Origin of the sequence: Cyclobacterium salsum, assembly GCF_010119245.1 — a bacterium.
GTDB classification, from domain to species: domain Bacteria; phylum Bacteroidota; class Bacteroidia; order Cytophagales; family Cyclobacteriaceae; genus Cyclobacterium; species Cyclobacterium salsum.
Map to the genome: position 1 here is coordinate 80128 of NZ_WNKG01000009.1, position 20369 is coordinate 100496.

The 20369-nt window shown below is 44.9% G+C and carries 19 protein-coding genes and 1 tRNA gene; 12 read left to right on the forward strand and 8 right to left on the reverse strand.

Going from position 1 to position 20369, the window contains the following annotated elements:
• The first annotated feature begins 52 nt into the window (after positions 1-52).
• Positions 53-1486, forward strand: coding sequence for an NADP-dependent isocitrate dehydrogenase (locus GJS45_RS16655; protein ID WP_162343001.1), 1434 nt, complete (start codon positions 53-55; stop codon positions 1484-1486).
• 205 nt (positions 1487-1691) lie between these two features.
• Here GJS45_RS16655 and dinB read toward each other — a convergent pair whose 3' ends face one another.
• On the reverse strand, positions 1692-2909 hold the full coding sequence (dinB, locus tag GJS45_RS16660; protein WP_162343002.1) for a DNA polymerase IV: 1218 nt from the start codon (positions 2907-2909) through the stop codon (positions 1692-1694).
• 88 nt (positions 2910-2997) lie between these two features.
• Between dinB and GJS45_RS16665 the strand changes: the two genes are divergently transcribed.
• The 9 genes from GJS45_RS16665 to GJS45_RS16700 all read left to right on the forward strand — a co-directional run bounded on the left by GJS45_RS16665 (position 2998) and on the right by GJS45_RS16700 (position 10324).
• Positions 2998-3693 carry an XRE family transcriptional regulator gene (locus tag GJS45_RS16665; protein ID WP_162343003.1) on the forward strand — a complete coding sequence of 232 codons (696 nt, stop codon included), beginning with the start codon at positions 2998-3000 and terminating at the stop codon, positions 3691-3693.
• A 269-nt stretch (positions 3694-3962) separates the two neighbouring features.
• On the forward strand, positions 3963-4448 hold the full coding sequence (locus GJS45_RS16670) for a methylated-DNA--[protein]-cysteine S-methyltransferase (RefSeq protein WP_162343004.1): 486 nt from the start codon (positions 3963-3965) through the stop codon (positions 4446-4448).
• Between the two features lie 53 nt (positions 4449-4501).
• Entirely contained in the window at positions 4502-4963 is a 462-nt protein-coding gene (locus tag GJS45_RS16675) for a GNAT family N-acetyltransferase (protein ID WP_162343005.1), read from the forward strand.
• Positions 4964-5238: 275 nt separating this feature from the next.
• Complete coding sequence (locus GJS45_RS23720) at positions 5239-5409, forward strand: hypothetical protein (RefSeq protein WP_163386283.1); 171 nt, start codon at positions 5239-5241, stop codon at positions 5407-5409.
• Position 5410: 1 nt separating this feature from the next.
• On the forward strand, positions 5411-5752 hold the full coding sequence (locus GJS45_RS16680) for a hypothetical protein (protein WP_162343006.1): 342 nt from the start codon (positions 5411-5413) through the stop codon (positions 5750-5752).
• A gap of 235 nt (positions 5753-5987) precedes the next feature.
• Positions 5988-6069: transfer RNA gene (locus GJS45_RS16685), tRNA-Leu, on the forward strand.
• 65 nt (positions 6070-6134) lie between these two features.
• The gene (locus tag GJS45_RS16690) at positions 6135-7028 is read left to right on the forward strand and encodes an aldose 1-epimerase family protein (protein WP_162343007.1); all 894 of its coding nucleotides are present in this window, start codon (positions 6135-6137) and stop codon (positions 7026-7028) included.
• A gap of 69 nt (positions 7029-7097) precedes the next feature.
• Positions 7098-9023 (forward strand): ABC-F family ATP-binding cassette domain-containing protein, encoded by a 1926-nt coding sequence (locus GJS45_RS16695; RefSeq protein WP_162343008.1) that lies wholly within the window; start codon positions 7098-7100, stop codon positions 9021-9023.
• Positions 9024-9046: 23 nt separating this feature from the next.
• Positions 9047-10324 (forward strand): type IX secretion system plug protein, encoded by a 1278-nt coding sequence (locus GJS45_RS16700; RefSeq protein ID WP_162343009.1) that lies wholly within the window; start codon positions 9047-9049, stop codon positions 10322-10324.
• Positions 10325-10378: 54 nt separating this feature from the next.
• On the opposite strand, the gene cas6 is transcribed toward GJS45_RS16700, so the two are convergent.
• From cas6 to GJS45_RS16725, 5 genes are all read right to left on the reverse strand, one after another.
• Entirely contained in the window at positions 10379-11284 is a 906-nt protein-coding gene (cas6, locus tag GJS45_RS16705) for a CRISPR-associated endoribonuclease Cas6 (protein ID WP_162343010.1), read from the reverse strand.
• 110 nt (positions 11285-11394) lie between these two features.
• On the reverse strand, positions 11395-12492 hold the full coding sequence (ychF, locus tag GJS45_RS16710; protein WP_162343011.1) for a redox-regulated ATPase YchF: 1098 nt from the start codon (positions 12490-12492) through the stop codon (positions 11395-11397).
• Positions 12493-12497: 5 nt separating this feature from the next.
• Positions 12498-13589, reverse strand: coding sequence for an AI-2E family transporter (locus GJS45_RS16715; protein ID WP_162343012.1), 1092 nt, complete (start codon positions 13587-13589; stop codon positions 12498-12500).
• Between the two features lie 118 nt (positions 13590-13707).
• A complete protein-coding gene (locus GJS45_RS16720) occupies positions 13708-14067 on the reverse strand; it encodes a DUF3276 family protein (protein WP_162343013.1) in 360 nt (119 codons plus the stop codon).
• A 175-nt stretch (positions 14068-14242) separates the two neighbouring features.
• Complete coding sequence (locus GJS45_RS16725; RefSeq protein WP_162343014.1) at positions 14243-14590, reverse strand: 4Fe-4S binding protein; 348 nt, start codon at positions 14588-14590, stop codon at positions 14243-14245.
• 202 nt (positions 14591-14792) lie between these two features.
• Between GJS45_RS16725 and GJS45_RS16730 the strand changes: the two genes are divergently transcribed.
• Both GJS45_RS16730 and GJS45_RS16735 read left to right on the forward strand, forming a co-directional pair.
• Positions 14793-15815 (forward strand): acyl-CoA reductase, encoded by a 1023-nt coding sequence (locus tag GJS45_RS16730; protein WP_162343015.1) that lies wholly within the window; start codon positions 14793-14795, stop codon positions 15813-15815.
• Between the two features lie 157 nt (positions 15816-15972).
• Positions 15973-18237 (forward strand): aconitate hydratase, encoded by a 2265-nt coding sequence (locus GJS45_RS16735; RefSeq protein ID WP_162343016.1) that lies wholly within the window; start codon positions 15973-15975, stop codon positions 18235-18237.
• Positions 18238-18296: 59 nt separating this feature from the next.
• Here the strand turns inward: GJS45_RS16735 and GJS45_RS16740 are convergent, their stop codons facing one another.
• A complete protein-coding gene (locus GJS45_RS16740; protein ID WP_162343017.1) occupies positions 18297-19220 on the reverse strand; it encodes a tetratricopeptide repeat protein in 924 nt (307 codons plus the stop codon).
• On the reverse strand, positions 19217-20293 hold the full coding sequence (locus GJS45_RS16745; protein ID WP_162343018.1) for an AI-2E family transporter: 1077 nt from the start codon (positions 20291-20293) through the stop codon (positions 19217-19219). The genes GJS45_RS16740 and GJS45_RS16745 overlap by 4 nt, the downstream gene beginning before the upstream one ends.
• Positions 20294-20369: the final 76 nt, after the last annotated feature.

Here is a 20369-nt window from a genome sequence, read left to right on the forward strand (position 1 = left end):
AAATTAATAAATATTCCGCTTTACTTTTGTGCCGGATCAAAAATAAACGCACATGCAATCAATTAGTGTCGCCCATGGAGACGGTATTGGACCGGAAATCATGGAGGCCACCCTGCAAGTATTGCAGGCGGCAGGAGCAAAAGTAAAGTGGGAATCGGTAGAAATGGGCGAAAAGGAGTACCTGGCCGGAAACAGCAGCGGTATTGGCAAGGCAGCCTGGGAAAGTATCCGCAAAAACAAGGTGCTTCTTAAAGCTCCGATGACCACGCCACAGGGAGGCGGGTACAAAAGCCTGAATGTTACCCTTCGCAAAAGCCTGGGACTTTTTGCCAACGTCAGGCCCTGTAAAAGTTTTCATCCCTTCGTTCCTACCAAACACCCGGAGCTGGACTTGGTGGTAATTCGTGAAAACGAAGAGGATCTCTACGCGGGCATTGAGCATCAGCAAACAGACGAGGTGGTTCAATGCCTGAAACTCATTACCCGCCCCGGATGCGAACGCATTATCCGGTATGCCTTCGAATACGCCCGGCACTATCAGCGCAAGAAAGTAAGTTGCTTCACCAAGGACAACATTATGAAACTGACCGACGGATTGTTTCACCGTCTGTTCAAAGAAATCGCCCTGGAATATCCGGACATCGAATCCGACAATTGGATCATCGATATCGGAGCTGCCCAGCTCGCCGATACACCGGAAATGTTTGACGTACTGGTCATGCCCAACCTGTATGGCGATGTGGTATCCGACATCACCGCTCAATTATCGGGTTCCGTCGGTCTGGCAGGATCGGCTAATATCGGGGAAAAATGCGCCCTGTTTGAGGCCATACACGGTTCGGCTCCCCCACTGGCGGGCAAGAATCTGGCAAATCCCTCCGGACTATTGCGCGGTGCGATTCTCATGCTCAATCACATCGGACAGTCGGAAGTAGCCGAAACCATCAAAAATGCCTGGTCCTGTACCCTGGAGGAAGGTATACACACAGAGGAAATCTTCCGTCCCGGGCTAAGTAAACAAAAAGTCGGCACCCGCGACTTTGGTAGGGCGGTGATCGAAAGATTGGGGAAATCGCCCAAACAACTCAAGCCGGTTTCCTATGCCAAAGAGGTAAGGATCCAACTTCCTCCTTACCAACGAATGGCCGCGGGCAAAAAAACACTACAGGGGGTAGACCTCTTTATTGATTGGAAGGGCAGCGATCCCGACGAACTGGCGGCTAAAATACAGGAGCTACATCCCGCCTACCAACTCACGATGATCACCAACCGGGGTGTAAAGGTATGGCCTGAGGGTTTTGAAGAAACCTTTTGCACAGATCATTGGAGATGCCGTTTTGAACTGATAGCAGCTACCGCCAAATCCGCGATTGGAATAGCCGAGCTACTAATCCATGCCATCCAAAAAGACGTGGAAGTAATCAAAACCGAAAACCTCTATGCCTTCGACGGGCAAAAGGCCTATTCCCTGGGACAAGGTCAATAGCATTTTTGACGCCGTCACCGGATCGGTGACGGCGATTTTTATTTCAGCGTCGATAAATGGAGCGTATTTTCTCAGCGTTTTTCCAAAACCATCGACAGGGACAACCGGTTGCTAATTGGGAATTATTTTTTCGGCAAGAATGCTTTTATCGACCGATGGGGACCGGGATGAAGCCGGTAATATTAAAATCAAAAATCCCAATCATTCAAATTTCCTTTCCGTTAAACGGATTAAACCGCCTGCTTCCCACCTGCATGCCTACTGCCCGGCAAACGGTTTTATCCCCGTATTTTCCATTGATTCGATCAAGCGCCTGATAAAGGGATATGCGCTCTTGGGTGTCCTCAAACAGGTTAATCTGGTAGTTTCCGTGAACCAGGCCGCTGAAGCGCAGGCCTATCAGGCGGATCAACAAACGCCGCTGGTACAATTGGTGAAAAAGGGCTTTGACCACCGGAAGCAGACTGTGGTCTGCTGCGGTATAGGGCACCTGACGCTGCACCGTATGCGTGTCAAAGTCTGAGTAGCGGATCTTGACAGCCACGGTAGAAGCGAGTTTTTGCTGCCGGCGTAATTTACCGGTAAGCTGCTCGGTCATGGCCGTCAGCGTGGCTTCCAGCACGCCTAAATCGATGGTATCGGTTTCGAAGGTATTTTCAGAGGAGATGGATTTGGCCTCCGAATAAGGCCTTATGATAGAGCGGTCGATGCCGTTTGCCTTTTCCCAGATGAGCAGCCCGTTTTTGCCAAACGCCGATTCCAATAGTTCGGCTGGCATGGCCTGTAGCGTATGGATTTTTTTTACGCCCATATTGTACAGGCTATGTGAAGTCTGCCGCCCAATCATCGGAATCTTACGCACTGAAAGGGGAGCCAGAAAGGGCTTTTCCTCGCCGTGGAGTACCTGTTTTTCGTTGTTGGGCTTGGCCTCTCCCGTAGCCACTTTGGATACGGTTTTATTGGCTGAAAGCCCGAGCGAAATGGGCAGACCACTTTCTTGAATGATTCTTTGTCGTAATTCGCTGGCCATTCTAAAGCAACCAAAATACCGGTCCATGCCGGTATAGTCCACATAAAACTCGTCGATAGACGCCTTTTCAAAAAGCGGTACGCTTTCACGTATGATGTGAGTGATTTCATGTGACTTTTGACTGTACCGGGCAAAATCACCCCGAACCAGTAATGCCTCCGGACATAGTTGCCGGGCGGTACGCATGGGCATGGCCGAGTGGATCCCAAACCTCCTGGCTTCATAGCTGCAGGAAGCCACCACACCCCTGTCTCCCGAACCACCGATCAAAATAGGTTTTCCTTCTAAGCGATTGTCATACAACCGCTCTACTGATACAAAAAAACTGTCCAGGTCCAGGTGCACAATATTCCGCTTATTTCCCGTATCCTCTTCCCCTTTCTTTACCAGCATTGAAATGTTAATATTATTGACAATTTTATGTTTATAATTTAAACATAATGTTTTATATTTGTTCATCCCTGGCTTAAAAAATTTACCCATGTACCTGCATGTGAATATCAAATTCCTGCGCAAAAGAAAAGGGCTGACCCAATCCATCATGGCCGAAGGCTTGGGTATTAGCCGTTCGAAGCTGGCAGGGTATGAGCTGAACGTGAGCCCGCCGCTGGATACGCTGGTTCGCATTTGTGAATACCTGGAAGTATCCGTGGATCTGATGCTGAAAGAAAACCTCGAAAAATATACGGCCCACCGCCTCATGGAAGTGTTGGAAACAAGCCGTTACCTGAAAGGCCGGGAATTACGGATTTTAGCGACCACGGTGGATGCCAGCGGAAGGGAGCTGATAGAGGTGGTTTCCCAGAAAGCGAAGGCTAGCTATTTGGCCGGTTTTTCGGATCCGGATTTTATTGGGGAGCTGCCCAGGTTTCAACTCCCTTTCTTGCCCCAGGATAAAAAATACCGGGTATTTCAGGTAGATGGAGACTCCATGGAGCCTATTCCTGACGGATCCTGGATTGTTTGTGAGTACATGGATGACTGGACCGAGATCCGGGATGGAGAGAAATACGTAGTGGTCACGGCCCAGGACGGCGTTACCTTCAAACTGGCTTATAACCTATTAAGAGAAAAAAGGCAACTCCTACTCTGTTCTAGTAACCCTCTTTACAAACCTTTCGAGGTCGCCGCCGATGCCGTGCGGGAAGTATGGAAGTACCGCATGATGATGGTATGATGTCCGATTAGTTGGTATAAATTGAAATTAAACCTACCTTTACGTCATCGAAAACCCATCGATGATTAATTTCCGGCAACATTTTCTGCCGAAACCTGTTAAAAATGCTCATCCCTAATCCCGGTGTCATATCGTATATGCATCGATAGACGCATGTATTTTTAATCTAAACAGGGCAGGGCAACGATTATCTCATTGGAAAGTACAGCAGCAGGTCGCTGCCTCAGTTAGGGTTAAACCTTGTTTTTGGTTTTAAAGTTGTAGAGGATATGAAAGAAACAGTGGTAATGGCATCTCCCTTAGGTAATATCCGTCTCATTGCCGAGGAGGGTTTTCTCTTGTCCTCTCATTTCACGGAAGACGAGGTGTCTGAAAAAGCCGATTCCCCCTTTTTTCTAGACATCATGGCCCAACTGGAAGCTTATTTCAAGGGGAAACTTACCGTTTTTGATATCCCTGTGGGAATCGGTGGAACCGCATTCCAGAAATTAGTCTGGATGGAAGTAAACAAAGTACCCTTTGGACACACCGTTTCATACCATGACATTGCTAAATCACTGGCCAAGCCCACGGCTGTTCGCGCGGTAGGAGCGGCCATCGGTGTCAACCCGCTTCTGGTTATTATCCCCTGCCATCGGATTATTGCCAGTACCGGGGAGCTTACCGGCTATGCCGGAGGCTTGTGGCGAAAATTGAAATTGCTGCAACTGGAGTCCAAAGACAAGCCCGGCAATCAATTTGATCTGGGTTTTTAGATTTCTGCCGGGCAGTTACTTTATTTTGCTATCCAACTTCCTTACTTTTGATCATGGAAACGGTCAAAATTCTCCCTTTTAGCGATGCTTTAGCACCCTATTTTCTATCCATCAACCGGGAGTGGATCGAACATTATTTTTGCATGGAGCCATTTGATGTGGCGCAGCTGCAATCTCCTCGCGAAACCCTGATCGACCAGGGTGGAGCGGTGCTCTTTGCGCAGTGGCAGGGTGAAATCGTAGGCACGGTCGGCCTTAAAAAGACCGGTGACCGGCAGTACGAACTGATCAAAATGGGGGTACTTCCCAAAGCCCGCGGCCAAAAGGTCGGACTGCTGCTGGGACAAGCTGCTCTGGACTGGGCTAAAGAAAAAGGAGCTCAAAAAGTGTTGCTATACAGCAATTCCATCCTTGTACCGGCCATTTCCTTGTACCGAAAGTTAGGTTTTGGGAACATACCCATGGAACCGGGCACCTATCAGCGCTGTGATGTGAAAATGGAGTACTTGTTTTAACGTATGAATGCCAGCCAGATTTCAATTTTTAGGTAGGTTTAACCGACCACCAGTAGCAATCCGATTCGGATCAGCTATCCTGCAAACAGCTATTGCGAAACGCACAAAAACAGTCTCCTATAAACTTTCTGCTGTTTAACGTGTTAACGTCACATGGATAATCAAATTGATGACATTGATTCTTATCAATGTTTCAGTGAATGGTCTGAACGTTCGTAGCACCGCAGGCCATTTTTTTCAGTAATCGGCAACTCTGTTAAGCAATAATAAAATTCATGAAGAAGTTTAAAAAATCTGAAATAGTACTGATGGTATTGGTGGTGATTCTGATCGGCGTATCGGAATACTACTTCCTCATTGTCGGAGAACCCCTCAAAGCCATTTTCATAGGGTTGTGGTGCCCGACCATATTGGGTTTTTTGATACTATTTAATATGAAAAGATAAAATGGAAAACGCAGACGTAATCATATTGACAATCGTAGTGGTGATCTCCTTTGTGGTTTTTATAGTCACCTCTGTTCGGGAATTCAGTCGCATGGAGGAAGAACCCTATGAATATGAACCGGCCTCTGGTCCTACCCGAGCGGCCTTGTTCAATGCGCTCAGTTCATTGCTTGAGGAAGCAGACTACCCGACAAAAAAAAATAAAAAACGAAAGGGTCCCATTAAGCGCAGCATCTCCGATATGGAAACCGATGGGGTACATTTCGATGAAAATAAAAAAAAGCCTCAAAAAGAGCGAAAATCAAAAAAAAGAGCTGAAGATAAGGATCAGAATAAGAAGTAATTTCCTCCCCGTTTTCAATATCCAATAAATGGATAATCCCTACCCTTCAATTTCCTTACCTCCCTTAAATGGGTCTCCATTTCCGATATAGCATTTTCCGATTTCCATTTGGAACCGGGTTGAAGGTGCAGGTATTGCACCGAACACCAAAAATTCACCGTACTGGCTCATTAAATTTGTCTTCCCATTTGTTTGCAACGATAGCGATATCTTACTAGTTTTGCATCTCCAATTTGCGCACGTGGTGAAACTGGTAGACACGCCATCTTGAGGGGGTGGTGCCTTCGGGTGTGGAAGTTCGAATCTTCTCGTGCGCACCCTACCTTTCCTTTTTCAGGAAAGGTTTTTTTTTGAACAGAAAATTTACGATTTTAACCAGCTCATGACTTCCCCTAAATCGTTTTACCTAAAAAAAGGGTCCGTAGAAGCCCGGTTTTCCAGCTTAGGTGCCGAGTGTACCTCACTCTGCTTTCAAGGGCTTGAATACCTTTGGCAAGCTAATCCCTCCATTTGGGGCAGGCATTCCCCGGTACTTTTTCCTATCGTGGGGCGACTTCAGGACGATCGGTATACCTTTCGTGGCAAGTCCTATTCGCTAACGCAGCATGGTTTTGCCAGGGACCGGGTGTTTTCGCTGCTGGACCAATCTCAGGATAGCCTGCTATTATCCCTAAAATCGGATGCAACCAGCCTGCAAGTCTATCCCTTTGCTTTCGAACTACAAATCAGGTACACCCTCAGCGATACTGGTATGCGGGTAGATTACCGGGTCATTAATCCCTCCGCTGATGAGGCACTTTGGTACAGCATTGGGGCTCACCCAGGATTTGCTTGTCCGCTCGAACCCCAAAAAGAATCCCTTGAAGACTACCAACTGGATTTTGGGCAACAAGACCTTTCTTCCCTATCCCTGTATGTCCTCGAAAAGGGATTGATCGGTTCCGAGAGAAAAACACTCCCACTCCAAAATGGAAAACTGAATCTAGATTGGGGATGGTTTCAAAACGATGCCTTAATTGCAGACGTGGGTCCGGTGACTTCCGTTTCCATACGCAGCCGAAAAACAGGAAAAGGATATGCGATGGAATTTGAGGAGTTTCGCTGGCTCGGTCTTTGGACCAAACAGCAGGATGCGGGGTTTGTCTGTATAGAACCCTGGAACGGAATTGCAGATACCCTCACGCACAATGGTAATTTTCAGGAAAAAGTGGGCATTCAATCCCTTCCTCCAAAAGGGGTAGATAACGTGGGCTTTGAGTTGACTTTATTCCACTAAAAATACTGCGGTGTAAAATCCTTTTTTGCATTGCTGCCATTTACCACATAGATTTCTTAATTTTGCAGCATGTTATCCATCAATAATCTATCCTATTACATTGGGGGTCGCCCCCTGTATGAAAATGCTTCCTTACATATCAAGCCGAAAGACAAAATTGGACTGGTAGGCTTAAACGGAACTGGTAAATCCACCCTGCTCAAAATCATCGATGGGGATTTGCAGCCAAGCAGCGGTGAAATACAAAAGGCGAAAGACTGCAGTGTTGGTTTTTTGAACCAGGACTTGCTTTCATTCCAGTCGGATGACAGCATCCTGGATGTGGCCCTGGAAGCTTTTAAGGAAACCCTTTCCTTGCAAGAGGAAATCGACAGGGTATTGAAACAGATGGAAACGGACTATTCGGATCAGATCCTACAAAAGCTGGCGCATTTGCAAGAACGGTTTGAGGCCAATGAAGGTTATACCATCAAAGCCAAGGCAGAAGAAGTACTGGAAGGTATTGGTTTTCAAACAGCAGACCTGAGCCGGCCGCTCAAAACTTTTTCCGGGGGATGGAGAATGCGAGTCATGTTGTCCAAGCTTCTATTGGAAAAGCCAGCACTGCTAATGCTGGATGAGCCTACCAACCACCTGGATTTACCTTCCATTCAATGGGTAGAAAATTACCTGAAGGCATATGAGGGAGCTGTAATGGTGGTGTCCCACGATCAGACCTTTCTAAACAACTGTACCGAAACTACCGTGGAGGTATCACAGGGAAATCTGACCAGCTACGCCGGTAATTACGCTTTTTACAAAAAGGAAAAGGTGGCACGGGAGGAAATTCAGCAAAATGCCTACGAGAACCAACAGCAGATGATCAAACAAACGGAACGCTTTATTGAGCGATTCCGTGCCAAGGCTACCAAGTCCAACCAGGTTCAGTCACGGGTCAAGGCCCTGGACCGGCTAGACCGGGTTTCGGAGGTGGTCCGGGATGAGGTGTCCGTCAATTTTAAATTCAAGTTCTCCCAAAAATCAGGCAGGGATGTGGTCGTGTTGGATGGGGTTTCCAAGTCTTTCGGAGCGCTACAAATCCTGGATAATACCCATGCACGTATCGAGCGGGGAGATAAAATTGCCCTGATCGGTGCGAACGGAAAGGGTAAATCCACCGTATTACGGATCATTGATGGTTCCGAACCCATAGAAGGGCGCAGAGAGGAAGGGTACAATGTGATCAAATCCTTTTTTGCCCAGCATCAGTTGGAAGCCCTTGGAATCAATAATGAAATTCTTCAGGAGTTGGCTCAGGCAGGTAGTAAAAAAACAGAAACGGAACTCCGAAATGTATTGGGTTGCTTTTTGTTTACCAATGACGATGTTTTCAAAAAAATCAAGGTACTCTCAGGAGGAGAAAAATCCCGTGTGGCCCTGGCCAAGACCTTGATCTCTGAGGCTAATTTTTTACTTCTGGATGAGCCTACCAATCACCTGGATATTCAATCGGTCAACATTCTAACCCAGGCCCTGCAGCAATATGAAGGGACCTTTGTCACCGTATCCCACGACCGGCTTTTTATTAAAGAAGTAGCAAATAAGATCTGGTATATCGAAGATCATAAAATCAAGGAGTACCCGGGCACCTATGATGAGTACGTCTACTGGCGTTCCCTGCAGGCTCCTAAAGAAGAAAAGGCTACTACTGCCCCCGTTTCGAAAAAAGAAAGCCAGCCTACCAATGGTAAATCCAACACCGACCGGCAAGATGCCGGGCAGAAAAAGCGTATCCGGGAAAAAGCCATCGCTCTGGAAAAACTGGAAGAAGATATTACGGTCTTGGAAAATAAAAAATCAGCCCTGGAAAATGAAATGGCTGCTCCTGCCGCTTATGAAAATGAAGAACGAATGCAGGAACTACAGGCAGAATACGCCGTGCTCCTGAATCAGGAAGCCCGCCTGAATAAAAAATGGGAGGATCTGGCAGAACAAATCGAAAACCCAACGGATTGATGGTTTATCTGAAATTCCAAGCGATGAAATATCTTTTTTTAAACCTGCTCCTTTGGCTCTGCCTATTCGTCCCCGCTCCGAGACTGGTAGCACAGGAAGTATACCAAGACCGTGTATTTGATACTAATATTCATACCGTTCAACTGTTTCCGGCTTCCGGAGATTTTCAAGCTCAAATGACCGCTCCGGTGATTTCCCTGAGCAGTCCAACGCCTTTGGTGCTTCAGTTTGATGACATTGCTTACGAAGCAGACCGGTATTCTGCCAAGCTGATTCATTGCAATGCCGACTGGACCCAATCAGGCTTGAGAGATGCCGATTTTCTCGAGCAGTACAACGAGTACAATGTCAATTCCTACGAATACAGTATTAATACCCGTATTCCGTATATCCATTACACCTTTCAGATCCCAAGAGTAAACCGTAGCGGAAATTACATTATCAAAGTATACCGGGGCAGGGATGAATCCAAAACGATTTTTACCAAACGTTTTATGGTCTACCAAAATCAGGTAAGCATCGGAGCCGAGGTCGTGCCTGCCAGTCGGAATGAAAACCGAAGGACCCGCCAACAGCTGGATGTAACGGTCAATTATGGTAATCGGGAATTAGTAGACCCCAGGAACCAAACGGTCCTGGTCATTCGGCAAAACCAACGTTGGGACAACGCGATTTATGGATTGAATTTCACCCAAATTCGCGAAGATCTGAAACAGTTGCAGTACAACCATTTTGACGGATCCAATACTTTTTCAGCAGGCAATGAGTTTCGATTTGTAGACCTCCGCTACGTTCGAACCAGAGGCAGAAACATCGCTGGCATCACCATGGAAGACGATGCCGTATTTGCAGAAGCAGGTATGGATCAAAGTAGAAACGGGCAGGGTTATTTGGAATACCTGGATATCAACGGGCAATTTGGGGTTTTTAATGTTGAACGGCAAAACCACGATCTGGAAAGCGAATACGTATTACTCACCTTTAATCTGGAATCGAAAGAACTTCCAGTTCCCCCATACGTGCTGGGGGCATTAAGTCAATGGGGGAATAAACCCGAGTCCAAAATGGTCTATGATTCTGAAGAAGGAAGGTATCAGGCCTCCTTATTTCTAAAGCAAGGTTGGTATGACTACCTTTACGGCATTTCGGATGAAGAAGGTTGGGATACCGAGCCTTTTGAAGGCAATCATTTTCAAACCGAAAACGAATACGAGCTCTTTTTCTATTACCGGGATATGGGATCCCGATACGATGAACTGATCGGCTACGGTGTCGTAAACCCCAACAAAAGAAGGTTTTGACGAAGATGAAGATATAAAAAAAACCCAGATGATTTTCTGGGTTTTTTATTTTTTTTAATCCTCTGATTCCGGAGAATCGGAACTGTCTTTATCACCTTCGGCCCTTTCGTCATTTCTTCTGGGCTCGTGTGATTGGGATTGCGAGCGATAAGGTATAAATCCCTCCCGCTTAAACTTGTACGGCTCGGTTCGTTGACTGGGCATATTATTGGCCAGATCCAACATACCAAAACCTTTGTGGGTAAAAGCACCCAAACCACATTTAAACACGAAATCCTGCACTTCTTCCGCTGCGTACAAGGTAAAGGGAAGGGTATATCCCCTCACTTCGTATTTTACGTCCATGTCATACACCGAATAAATTCTCGCAAACTTTTTCTGCTGTTCCCGCAGTTTGTTTACGTAATTCATGTCCGGTACTACTTGAAATTTGTAGAAAGATTCCATCTGCTCCTGATTAAACCATCCCGATTTTTCCATTCGGGTAAGGGTGGATTCGTAAAGCAGGTCTGAAAATTCATCGGTGTCCGGATTAATAAACCTTTTCCCGGATTCATCATCAAAGGTAGGCATCAACAACACCAAAGGAGAGATACAGACGAATTTGTTGGACGTTTCCAAGGGCGGTTCAATCTCTTTTTCCGTGTATTCAGGAGACAAAATAAGGTTTCCCAACTCAATTTTAGGGGTTTTAAACACCTGCTCCAATAAGTAATCGATAAACGATTCATCAGGAGCGGATACAACCAGAGTAACTAAGCTGGAGTAATAGTGTAGCCCGCTTCTACTTACTTTAGTCTGACCTTTCAGGCCAGAAAAGTTGAAGTAATTGTAGTTAAAAAACGCTTCTTGTCCTCCCTTAACGATCAGACCTTTGAGAAATTGAGCCAAAATGTACTGGTGGTGAAAGGGTAAGTAAGCACCTTTGTTCTTTAAAGAAAATATTAATCTTATTCTCACGACATTAAAAATGAAAAGTTAAACAATAATTCATTACATCATTACAACAGAAATAACTAATTTATGGGTAAATAAGTTGCCACAAACATAATAATAAAATTTCAATTTATTTACACATTGAACCTAAAATGCATGATATCTCCGTCACAAACTACATATTCTTTACCTTCAACTGCAATTTTTCCGTTTTCACGGCAAACCGCCTCGGTTTTGTACTGCTTATAATCCTCCAATTTGATCACTTCAGCTTTGATGAATCCCTTTTCAAAATCGGTATGAATCACACCGGCAGCAGCAGGTGCCTTCCATCCATTTTTGATGGTCCAGGCCCGTACCTCCTGGACTCCAGCGGTAAAATAGGTAATCAGGTTCAATAGTTTATACGCAGCAGCTATCAATCGGTTTAGCCCACTTTCCTCCAGCCCGTACTCAGCCAAAAACATGTTCTTTTCTTCCACTTCCTCAAACTCAGCTATCTGGGCTTCCAATGCGGCACATAGTACGATGACTTCCGCATTCTCTTTGCCTACCTCTTCTTTCAGCTTAGTGACGTGATCATTCCCCTGCTGAATACTATTCTCATCCACATTGGCCACGTACAGTACCGGCTTGATCGTCAGTAGGTGAATATCTTGAAGTGCCTCCAGGTCATCCGAATCAGCCTCCACTGCACGGGCATTTTTCCCAGCCTTTAGTGCTTCCTTGAATTTAAGCAGGCTTTCCATGGCTTTTTTGGCCTTGGCATCGCCACTCTTTGCTACTTTTTCTATCCGGATGATTTTCTTCTCAACGGATTCCAGGTCTTTGAGCTGCAGTTCGGTATCGATGACCTCCTTGTCAAATACTGGGTCTACCGAACCGGCTACATGGACTACATTGGGATCTTCAAAGCACCGGATCACGTGAATGACGGCATCTACTTCGCGAATATTTGCCAGAAATTTATTCCCAAGTCCTTCTCCTTTACTGGCTCCCTTTACCAAACCGGCAATATCTACAAATTCAATCACTGTCGGTATCACTTTCTGTGGATGGACCAGACCTTCCAAAATTTGTAATCGCTTATCCGGAACGGTGACGACACCCACATTGGGCTCAATGGTGCAAAAAGGAAAGTTTGCAGCTTCCGCTTTTGCACTGGATAAGGCATTGAATAAAGTTGATTTCCCCACGTTGGGCAGGCCAACAATCCCACATTTTAATCCCATGAACGTTATATCTTATCAATTTTAAATATTCTGTATTCCCTGTATCCCTTGTAAAACTCCTGGATAGAAACCCTGAAAATGGTATACACGGGGATCGCAAAAATCATCCCTAAAACTCCCGCAATTTTTGCACCCACAAAGATAATAACAAATATCTCAAGGGGATGGGCTTTTACGGATTTAGAAAAAATAAATGGCTGTAACACGACATTATCACTTAATTGTACCACTGAAAACACGGCTAATACCTTAAATAGGAAAAAATACACCTCACTGGCAGCACTAAACTCTCCCGTAGAAAGCCCGACCAAAACCCCAAATATAGCCCCCAGCAAAGGCCCGGCATAGGGAATCAAATTAGCCACCGCGGCAAACACCGCTATGGTCATGGCATATTCCACGCCAGCGATGGTCAGCCCGATCGAAGCTATTGAAAATATCACTGAAATCTGAATTAGCAATCCCAACAGGTAATTGGAAAGCAGGTGCTCCACTTTATGAAAAGTAGCTACCGAAAGTTCAAAATACTTATTAGGAATAAAATTCAGCAAATTTCTGCGAAGTAACCCATTTTCCAACAATAGAAAAAAAGTGATGAACCCGACGGCCAAAATACTTATAAAAAAGGTACTGGTGGTGGATATTACCCTGTTTATGAAACCTTGAATGTTCACCTCGTTTAGACTACTGATCAGGTTTTCTTTTACCAGTCCTATCAGATATCCCGGTTCGTTATTGATCAGGTTAAGTTGAATCAATATCGCCTCCAGATTGTCGATGGGCCTTTGAATCTGATCGTAAAGGTAGGTAATGTCCAGATCGGTAAGTAGTTCTATCTGAGACCGAAGAAGTGGTAAAAAAAGCAAGACCAAAAAGAAGGCTACTAAAATCACTGCCAGGAAAGACAAAATGATGGCAAAGACTCGGGGTATGTGCCGCCCCATTACATACAGATTGTTGATCTTATTCGTCAACGGGCGCAGCGCAGCTGCTAATACCAATGAAAACATGAAATACAAGCTGATGTCTGAAAAATACCAACCCAATAAAAAGACAAGCAGCGTAAAAACGGTCGCCGTAAGGATTACTTTGAGCATGGATCAAAAATAACAAAAAAAACGAATTAGGGGATAGTATTTGTTGCTTTCCAACAAATTGTCCCAAAATTCGCTTATAAACGCTTTCAATCTGGATGAAACCAGGGCTACAATCAAACTATTCCCACTTCAGGTCTTCACCAAACTTATTATTATTATTATTATTGTTGTCACTTTCTGAGGCCTCCGGCTCCACATCAAATTGGGAAAAATCAAAGTCAGCCATCAGGTCATTTTTCACATGATCCACAGCATCCTGAAGGGCTTCAACGAATTTCGCAAAATCTTCTTTGTATAAGAAAATTTTATGCTTTTCGTAGAAAAAATTATCATCCTTGATTTTCCGCTTGCTCTCCGTGATGGTCAGGTAATAGTCATTGGAGCGGGTAGATTTCACATCAAAAAAATAGGTTCTCTTTCCGGCCTTTACCCTTTTGGTGAAAATTTCATCTCTTTCGTAATCCTTGTTATTTTCCACTATCCAAACATTTTAATTTTTTGTAAAAATCGATTTAATGCCAAGTTAAATCAATTCAACTATTAAATTCAAGTTATTGCCCGTTTTTTTTTCCAAAACTTGTGATAATCTTCAAATTACCTATTGGAAAAGACAATTTTATGACTACAAAAGACTGTTTTTTCTTACAATCCCCCTATTCTCCATGGAGATATTGCTTTTTCGCCAGCAACTCTTCTTCAGACTCCCGATGATCGGGATCATCCACACAGCAATCCACCGGACAGACTGCAGCGCACTGCGGCTCTTCATGGAACCCCGTACACTCCGTACATTTTTGTGTCACGATGTAATAAAATTCGTCGGATACAGGCTCTTGCTTTTCTTCCCCACTGACTACTGTTCCGTCTTCTAGCGTCACTTCCTTCAATTCGGTGCCACCACCCCAAGTCCATTCGATACCTCCTTCATAAATAGCGGTATTCGGGCATTCAGGTTCACAGGCACCACAATTGATGCATTCGTCCGTTATCATTATTGCCATTGTTATTCCATTTTTGTTTGTTCGCAAAACTACTAACCAAAATACAATCTCACAAGCAAAAAGATTCCCCTTTAGCTAATTTTAATTCGCCTACATTAATTGTTATACTAACTACTTCCTTTTCCCTTTGTTTCGGTTTCTTTATCTTTGCCTGATTTCAAAAATTAATCCTACTCACTACCCGATTCCGATCCGCATACCTATGGATATTAATCAAAGACTGTCTGCCCTTTCCGCCCTTCATGAGCACCTCAATAACCTGCCAGAAATGGAGTTGGTAGCCTTATTTGATCAGATGCAGAACCAAAATAGCTGGTTTACTCCCGAACAGTCCCGCCATGCATTGAAGGGGATCATCGCTTACCTCAGGCCTGATCACCTTCAAAGGTGGACAAGCCAGTATACTTTTGAGAAAAACGAATCCTTTCTTTCTAAAAACATCGGCCTTATTATGGCTGGCAACATTCCCGGGGTAGGTTTCCACGATCTTTTATGCGTTTTGGTGGCCGGTCACCGAGCCTGTGTGAAACTAAGCACTTCCGACCAGGTAATCATCCCCTGGCTGGCCGATCAGCTCAGCGAAATAGACCCTACCCTGGCCAAAGCCGTTTCATTTGAAGAGCGGCTGGTAGGTAGGGATGCCTACATTGCTACAGGTAGTGATAACTCGGCCCGTTATTTTGACTATTATTTTGGCAAATACCCGCATATCATTCGAAAAAACAGGACCTCGGTGGCCATCCTGGACGGGCGGGAGGACCAGCAGGAATGGAACCTGCTTTCGGAAGATATTTTTCGCTATTATGGACTAGGCTGTAGGAACGTTTCCAAGGTATTTTTTACAGATAAGGAACAGATTCAGGCGTTTATGAAGGGAATGGACCCGGCCAGCCAGGTCATCAACCACCATAAATACCTAAATAATTACGAATACAATAAATCCAAGTACCTGGTGAATCGAAGTCCTCACCTGGACAATGGCCACCTGCTTCTGGTGGAAAGCGAGGAGTTGGTTTCCCCTATCTCGGTAATCTATTACGAATTGTACACCGATAAATCGCAATTGCAGGCAACGCTTACGACTCAGGAAGACAAAATTCAATGCATCGTTTCCAGAAATGGCTGGTGGAAGGGTAGCATCCCCCTTGGGACCGCTCAATCACCCCAACTAGACGATTATGCCGATAAAGTGGATACCCTACAATTTCTGCTGGACTTAAAGTAAACCTGTCTATTAAAGGAACGATCAACACCTACCTGTTTTAAATCCTTTATAAATAAGCAGATTGTAAGGGGCATTTTGGCCGATTAACAGGTGATTTTCGTATCTTTGCCCTTTAATTTAACATTCAATTTATAAACTTAGTATAATTTTATCATCCATGGTTTTTGATATAGACATGATCAAGTCGGTCTACGCCGCATACCCAAAACGTATCGCTGCAGCCCGAAAAGCAGTGGGCAAACCGCTCACCCTTACCGAAAAAATCCTTTATGCTCACCTTTCTGGTGGGGAAGCTGCTAAAGCGTATGATCGGGGAGGCTCCTACGTAGATTTCAAACCGGACCGGGTGGCCATGCAGGATGCCACTGCTCAAATGGCATTACTGCAATTCATGCAGGCCGGCAGGTCTCAGGTGGCGGTTCCTTCTACCGTGCATTGTGATCACCTTATACAGGCCGAAATAGGTGCCAATAAAGACCTGGCAAGGGCCAAAGACAAAAACCGGGAGGTATACGATTTTTTATCTTCGGTGTCTAATAAATACGGATTGGGATTTTGGAAACCCGGTGCAGGTATTATTCACCAGGTGGTACTGGAAAACTATGCTTTTCCTGGCGGAATGATGATTGGCACCGACTCACATACACCCAATGCTGGTGGTTTAGGAATGGTCGCCATTGGCGTAGGCGGAGCGGATGCCTGTGACGTGATGGCAGGACTTCCCTGGGAATTGAAATTTCCCAAACTTATTGGTGTAAAACTTACCGGGAAGCTTTCCGGATGGACCGCCGCAAAAGATGTCATTTTAAAAGTGGCTGGTATCCTGACCGTTAAAGGCGGAACCGGATGCATTGTGGAATATTTCGGAGAAGGAGCCCGTTCTTTATCGGCAACCGGCAAAGGTACCATTTGCAACATGGGTGCTGAAATTGGAGCTACCACCTCCATCTTCGGCTATGACGAAAAATCCGAAGCCTACCTAAGGGGAACCGACCGCTCAGAAATAGCCGACCTGGCCAATGGAATCAAAGAACACCTGACCGGTGATGACGAAGTATATGCTACGCCGGGAGATTATTTCGACGAGATCATCGAAATCAACCTGTCCGAACTCGAACCCCATATCAACGGACCGTTTACACCAGATTTAGCCTGGCCCCTTTCCAAATTTGCTGCTGCCGTCAAAGAAAATAACTGGCCGCAGAAACTGGAAGTTGGACTGATCGGTTCCTGCACCAACTCTTCTTACGAAGATATATCCCGCGCCGCTTCCCTGGCCGCTCAGGCGGTGGATAAGAAATTAAATGCCAAGTCCGAATTCACCATTACTCCCGGATCAGAACAAGTGCGATTTACCGTGGAACGGGATGGCTTTTTGGGTATTTTTGAAAACATGGGCGGTGTGGTGCTGGCCAATGCTTGCGGACCCTGCATCGGACAATGGGCCCGACATGGTGCCGAAAAACAGGAAAAAAATTCTATTATCACTTCTTTTAACCGGAATTTTGCGAAAAGGGCCGACGGTAATCCCAATACCCACTCGTTTGTGGCCTCCCCTGAGATCGTCACGGCCATGGCCATCGCAGGTGACCTGACATTTAATCCCATGACCGACACCCTGACTAACGTAGACGGGGCACAGGTGAAATTAGAAGAGCCGGCAGGTCTGGAATTGCCGACAAAAGGCTTTGCGGTGGAAGATGCCGGCTACCAGGCTCCAGCGGAAGACGGCTCTTCCGTGGAGGTAAAAGTGGCACCGGACTCTGAGCGGCTGCAACTACTCGAACCCTTTTTGCCCTGGGAAGGTACTGACCTGAAAGGGCTGAAATTACTCATTAAGGCGAAAGGAAAATGTACTACCGACCATATTTCCATGGCCGGTCCCTGGCTACGGTACAGAGGACATCTGGACAACATTTCCAATAACCTGCTGATCGGCGCAGTCAACTATTACACCGAAGAAACCAATAAAGTAAAAAACCAGCTGGATGGTAGCTATGGAGAAGTTCCTGCCGTGCAAAGGCAGTACAAACTTCACAACATCGGTTCGGTGGTAGTAGGGGACGAAAACTATGGTGAAGGATCCTCACGTGAACATGCGGCCATGGAACCTCGATTCTTAGGAGTACGGGCCATCCTGGTAAAATCCTTTGCGCGAATTCACGAAACCAACCTGAAAAAACAAGGAATGCTCGCGTTGACGTTCGATAATCCTGCTGATTATGAACTAGTACAAGAAGACGATTCTATGGATATTGTTGGACTGGATCAATTTTCACCCGGTCAATCGTTGACGGTAATTCTGAACCACAGCGACGGCAGCAAGGATGAAATCAAGGTAAATCATACCTATAATGAGGGCCAGATAAAGTGGTTTCAGGCGGGATCGGCACTAAACCTGGTAAAAGAAAATGCCATATAGTAAATAAATCAAAAAAGTAATCACTAGAAAAAGCCACGAACCCGTTTTCGTGGCTTTTTTTAGTTTCCATTCAGGTATTCTTCAACCAAATCGATCGTGGGGTCCTTTTCGTAGACTTCTTTAAGAAAACGTTCTCCTAACTCCTGATCCCCTTTTTTGTAATAATAAATCCCCTTGTTCCGCAGCGCATGCAGGTTTTGGCTATTTTGTTTCAAACTAAAATTTATATCCTTTAGGCCTTCTTCCAGGTTCCCAAGGTACAGGTGATACAATCCTCTGTTGTTGTAATAAAAAGACTGGTCCTTTTCTATTTTGATGGCCGCTTCTACGGTAGACAGTGCTTTCTCGTATTCTTGATTTTCGAAATGAAGCAAGGATTGGAGGTTGTAAATCATACTGTGCTCCGGGTCAAGTTGCTGGGCCTGGGATAAATCCTGTCTAGCCGCTTCCCAAGCTCCCATTTGGTAGTTAACGGTAGCCAGGTTGATATAAAGTTCTACATTTTCAGGGTCAAGTGTCAGGGATCTTTCAAAGGCTTCCCTGGCAGCGGTATAGTTTTTCAAGGCCGATAGGATAAGGCCTTGAACAAAATGCGCCTGACTATCCTGATCATCTTTACCGATCAAAATTTTGGTATCTTCCAGTGCTTTGTAATTTTCACCAAAGTCCAGGTGAGCCATTGCTCGTTGTAACCGGGCTTCCCGATAATCATCCTCCAGCGAAAGGGCTTGAGAGTAGTCGGCAATGGCTTCCTGATAGCGGGACTGCCGGTAGTAGGCCATTCCGCGGTTGAAATAGACTTCTTTAAATTCGGGATCAATACCGATGGCCTCAGAATAATAGGAAATCGCTCCTTTGGCATTTCCTTCTGCCAATTCATTATTCCCTTTCAATAAAAATCTTCCCTTCTTACTCTCGGCAGAATCACAGGCAACGACGATACAGGTCATCAACAGCAGGAAATAAGGCCATTTTCCACTCATTTCTTTCTTTTTAATAGCGGTTTAATCTCTTCTTCTCCAAACAAATATGCGTAAGGTTTGGTGCTATCTTTCAGTTCAAAAATCCGTTTTAATATGGCCAGGGTCGGAATAATCAAAATCATACCGATCACTCCCCAGATAGCACCTCCAATTAACAAACCTAAAAACGTCATCAAGGCATTCAAATTTACATTTCCACCAACAATTTTCGGCGTTAAAAAATTGCTTTCTATTAACTGGATAGCCGTAAACGTAATGACGACCATTAGGGGATAAATCAAGCCATCCATAGTCAGAAACGAGAATATAAAAGGAAGAATAGCACCCAAAAAGGGTCCCAAATACGGGATGATGTTCAACAATGCCGCAAATAACCCAAAAAACAAGGCATGTTTTACACCAATTCCATACAATGCTGCCGTGTTAAGTACCGCGAGAATCCCCATGACCTTAACCATTCCAATGATGTAATATTGTACTACCTTTCGCAGGCCTCTTATTTTTGATTTCACGTTCTCTTCCTCTTCCTGATTAAAAAATTTGGTGATAAAATTTGCCAGATGGTCCCGATAAAGCAACATAAAAAATATAAAAACCGGGAGTAAAACCACACCGGAAAGAGAGCCAATTGTAGATAATAAGAAATTAGAAACGGTTTCACTATTAGATTCCAGCAGATCAAATAATTGGGTCTTATCCAAGCCATTTTCTATACCTAGATTTGCGCCAAACAATTCGGTTGCCATTTGATCCAGGTCGGCCAAATAGCTATTCAGCCTCCCGGTAACATCTTCAAAGTCCCTGGAAAAACTCCTGACTTGGAGAATGACCAATGCAATCAGTCCAAGAATGACCGCAAGGGAAGTTAAAAGCGATATCAATGCAGCCACGGGGCGGGGAACCCTTTTGGTTTCCATCCAGTTGCATGCAGGTATCAATAGCATCGCAATGTATCCACCAAGAATAATGGGAATCAGTAAACTTCTTCCCATTATTAAAATAAAAACAATAACAATTAGCAGTAGCAAGATAGTCAGAGCCTTTAAATGACCTGGAAGTTTAATTGTTGTCATGAATTTCCCATTTTGGAACAGTTATTGTATTAATTTAATACAAATTAGAAAATAATTTTTCACTTAAACCAATTAT

Excerpts from the sequence above, each read along its gene's own strand:
- GJS45_RS16655 (WP_162343001.1), top strand. The coding sequence starts at position 53 with ATGCAATCAATTAGTGTCGCCCATGGAGACGGTATTGGACCGGAAATC.
- dinB (WP_162343002.1), bottom strand. The coding sequence starts at position 2,909 with ATGCTGGTAAAGAAAGGGGAAGAGGATACGGGAAATAAGCGGAATATT.
- GJS45_RS16665 (WP_162343003.1), top strand. The coding sequence starts at position 2,998 with ATGTACCTGCATGTGAATATCAAATTCCTGCGCAAAAGAAAAGGGCTG.
- GJS45_RS16670 (WP_162343004.1), top strand. The coding sequence starts at position 3,963 with ATGAAAGAAACAGTGGTAATGGCATCTCCCTTAGGTAATATCCGTCTC.
- GJS45_RS16675 (WP_162343005.1), top strand. The coding sequence starts at position 4,502 with ATGGAAACGGTCAAAATTCTCCCTTTTAGCGATGCTTTAGCACCCTAT.
- GJS45_RS23720 (WP_163386283.1), top strand. The coding sequence starts at position 5,239 with ATGAAGAAGTTTAAAAAATCTGAAATAGTACTGATGGTATTGGTGGTG.
- GJS45_RS16680 (WP_162343006.1), top strand. The coding sequence starts at position 5,411 with ATGGAAAACGCAGACGTAATCATATTGACAATCGTAGTGGTGATCTCC.
- GJS45_RS16690 (WP_162343007.1), top strand. The coding sequence starts at position 6,135 with ATGACTTCCCCTAAATCGTTTTACCTAAAAAAAGGGTCCGTAGAAGCC.
- GJS45_RS16695 (WP_162343008.1), top strand. The coding sequence starts at position 7,098 with ATGTTATCCATCAATAATCTATCCTATTACATTGGGGGTCGCCCCCTG.
- GJS45_RS16700 (WP_162343009.1), top strand. The coding sequence starts at position 9,047 with ATGAAATATCTTTTTTTAAACCTGCTCCTTTGGCTCTGCCTATTCGTC.
- ychF (WP_162343011.1), bottom strand. The coding sequence starts at position 12,492 with ATGGGATTAAAATGTGGGATTGTTGGCCTGCCCAACGTGGGGAAATCA.
- GJS45_RS16715 (WP_162343012.1), bottom strand. The coding sequence starts at position 13,589 with ATGCTCAAAGTAATCCTTACGGCGACCGTTTTTACGCTGCTTGTCTTT.
- GJS45_RS16725 (WP_162343014.1), bottom strand. The coding sequence starts at position 14,590 with ATGGCAATAATGATAACGGACGAATGCATCAATTGTGGTGCCTGTGAA.
- GJS45_RS16730 (WP_162343015.1), top strand. The coding sequence starts at position 14,793 with ATGGATATTAATCAAAGACTGTCTGCCCTTTCCGCCCTTCATGAGCAC.
- GJS45_RS16735 (WP_162343016.1), top strand. The coding sequence starts at position 15,973 with ATGGTTTTTGATATAGACATGATCAAGTCGGTCTACGCCGCATACCCA.
- GJS45_RS16740 (WP_162343017.1), bottom strand. The coding sequence starts at position 19,220 with ATGAGTGGAAAATGGCCTTATTTCCTGCTGTTGATGACCTGTATCGTC.
- GJS45_RS16745 (WP_162343018.1), bottom strand. The coding sequence starts at position 20,293 with ATGACAACAATTAAACTTCCAGGTCATTTAAAGGCTCTGACTATCTTG.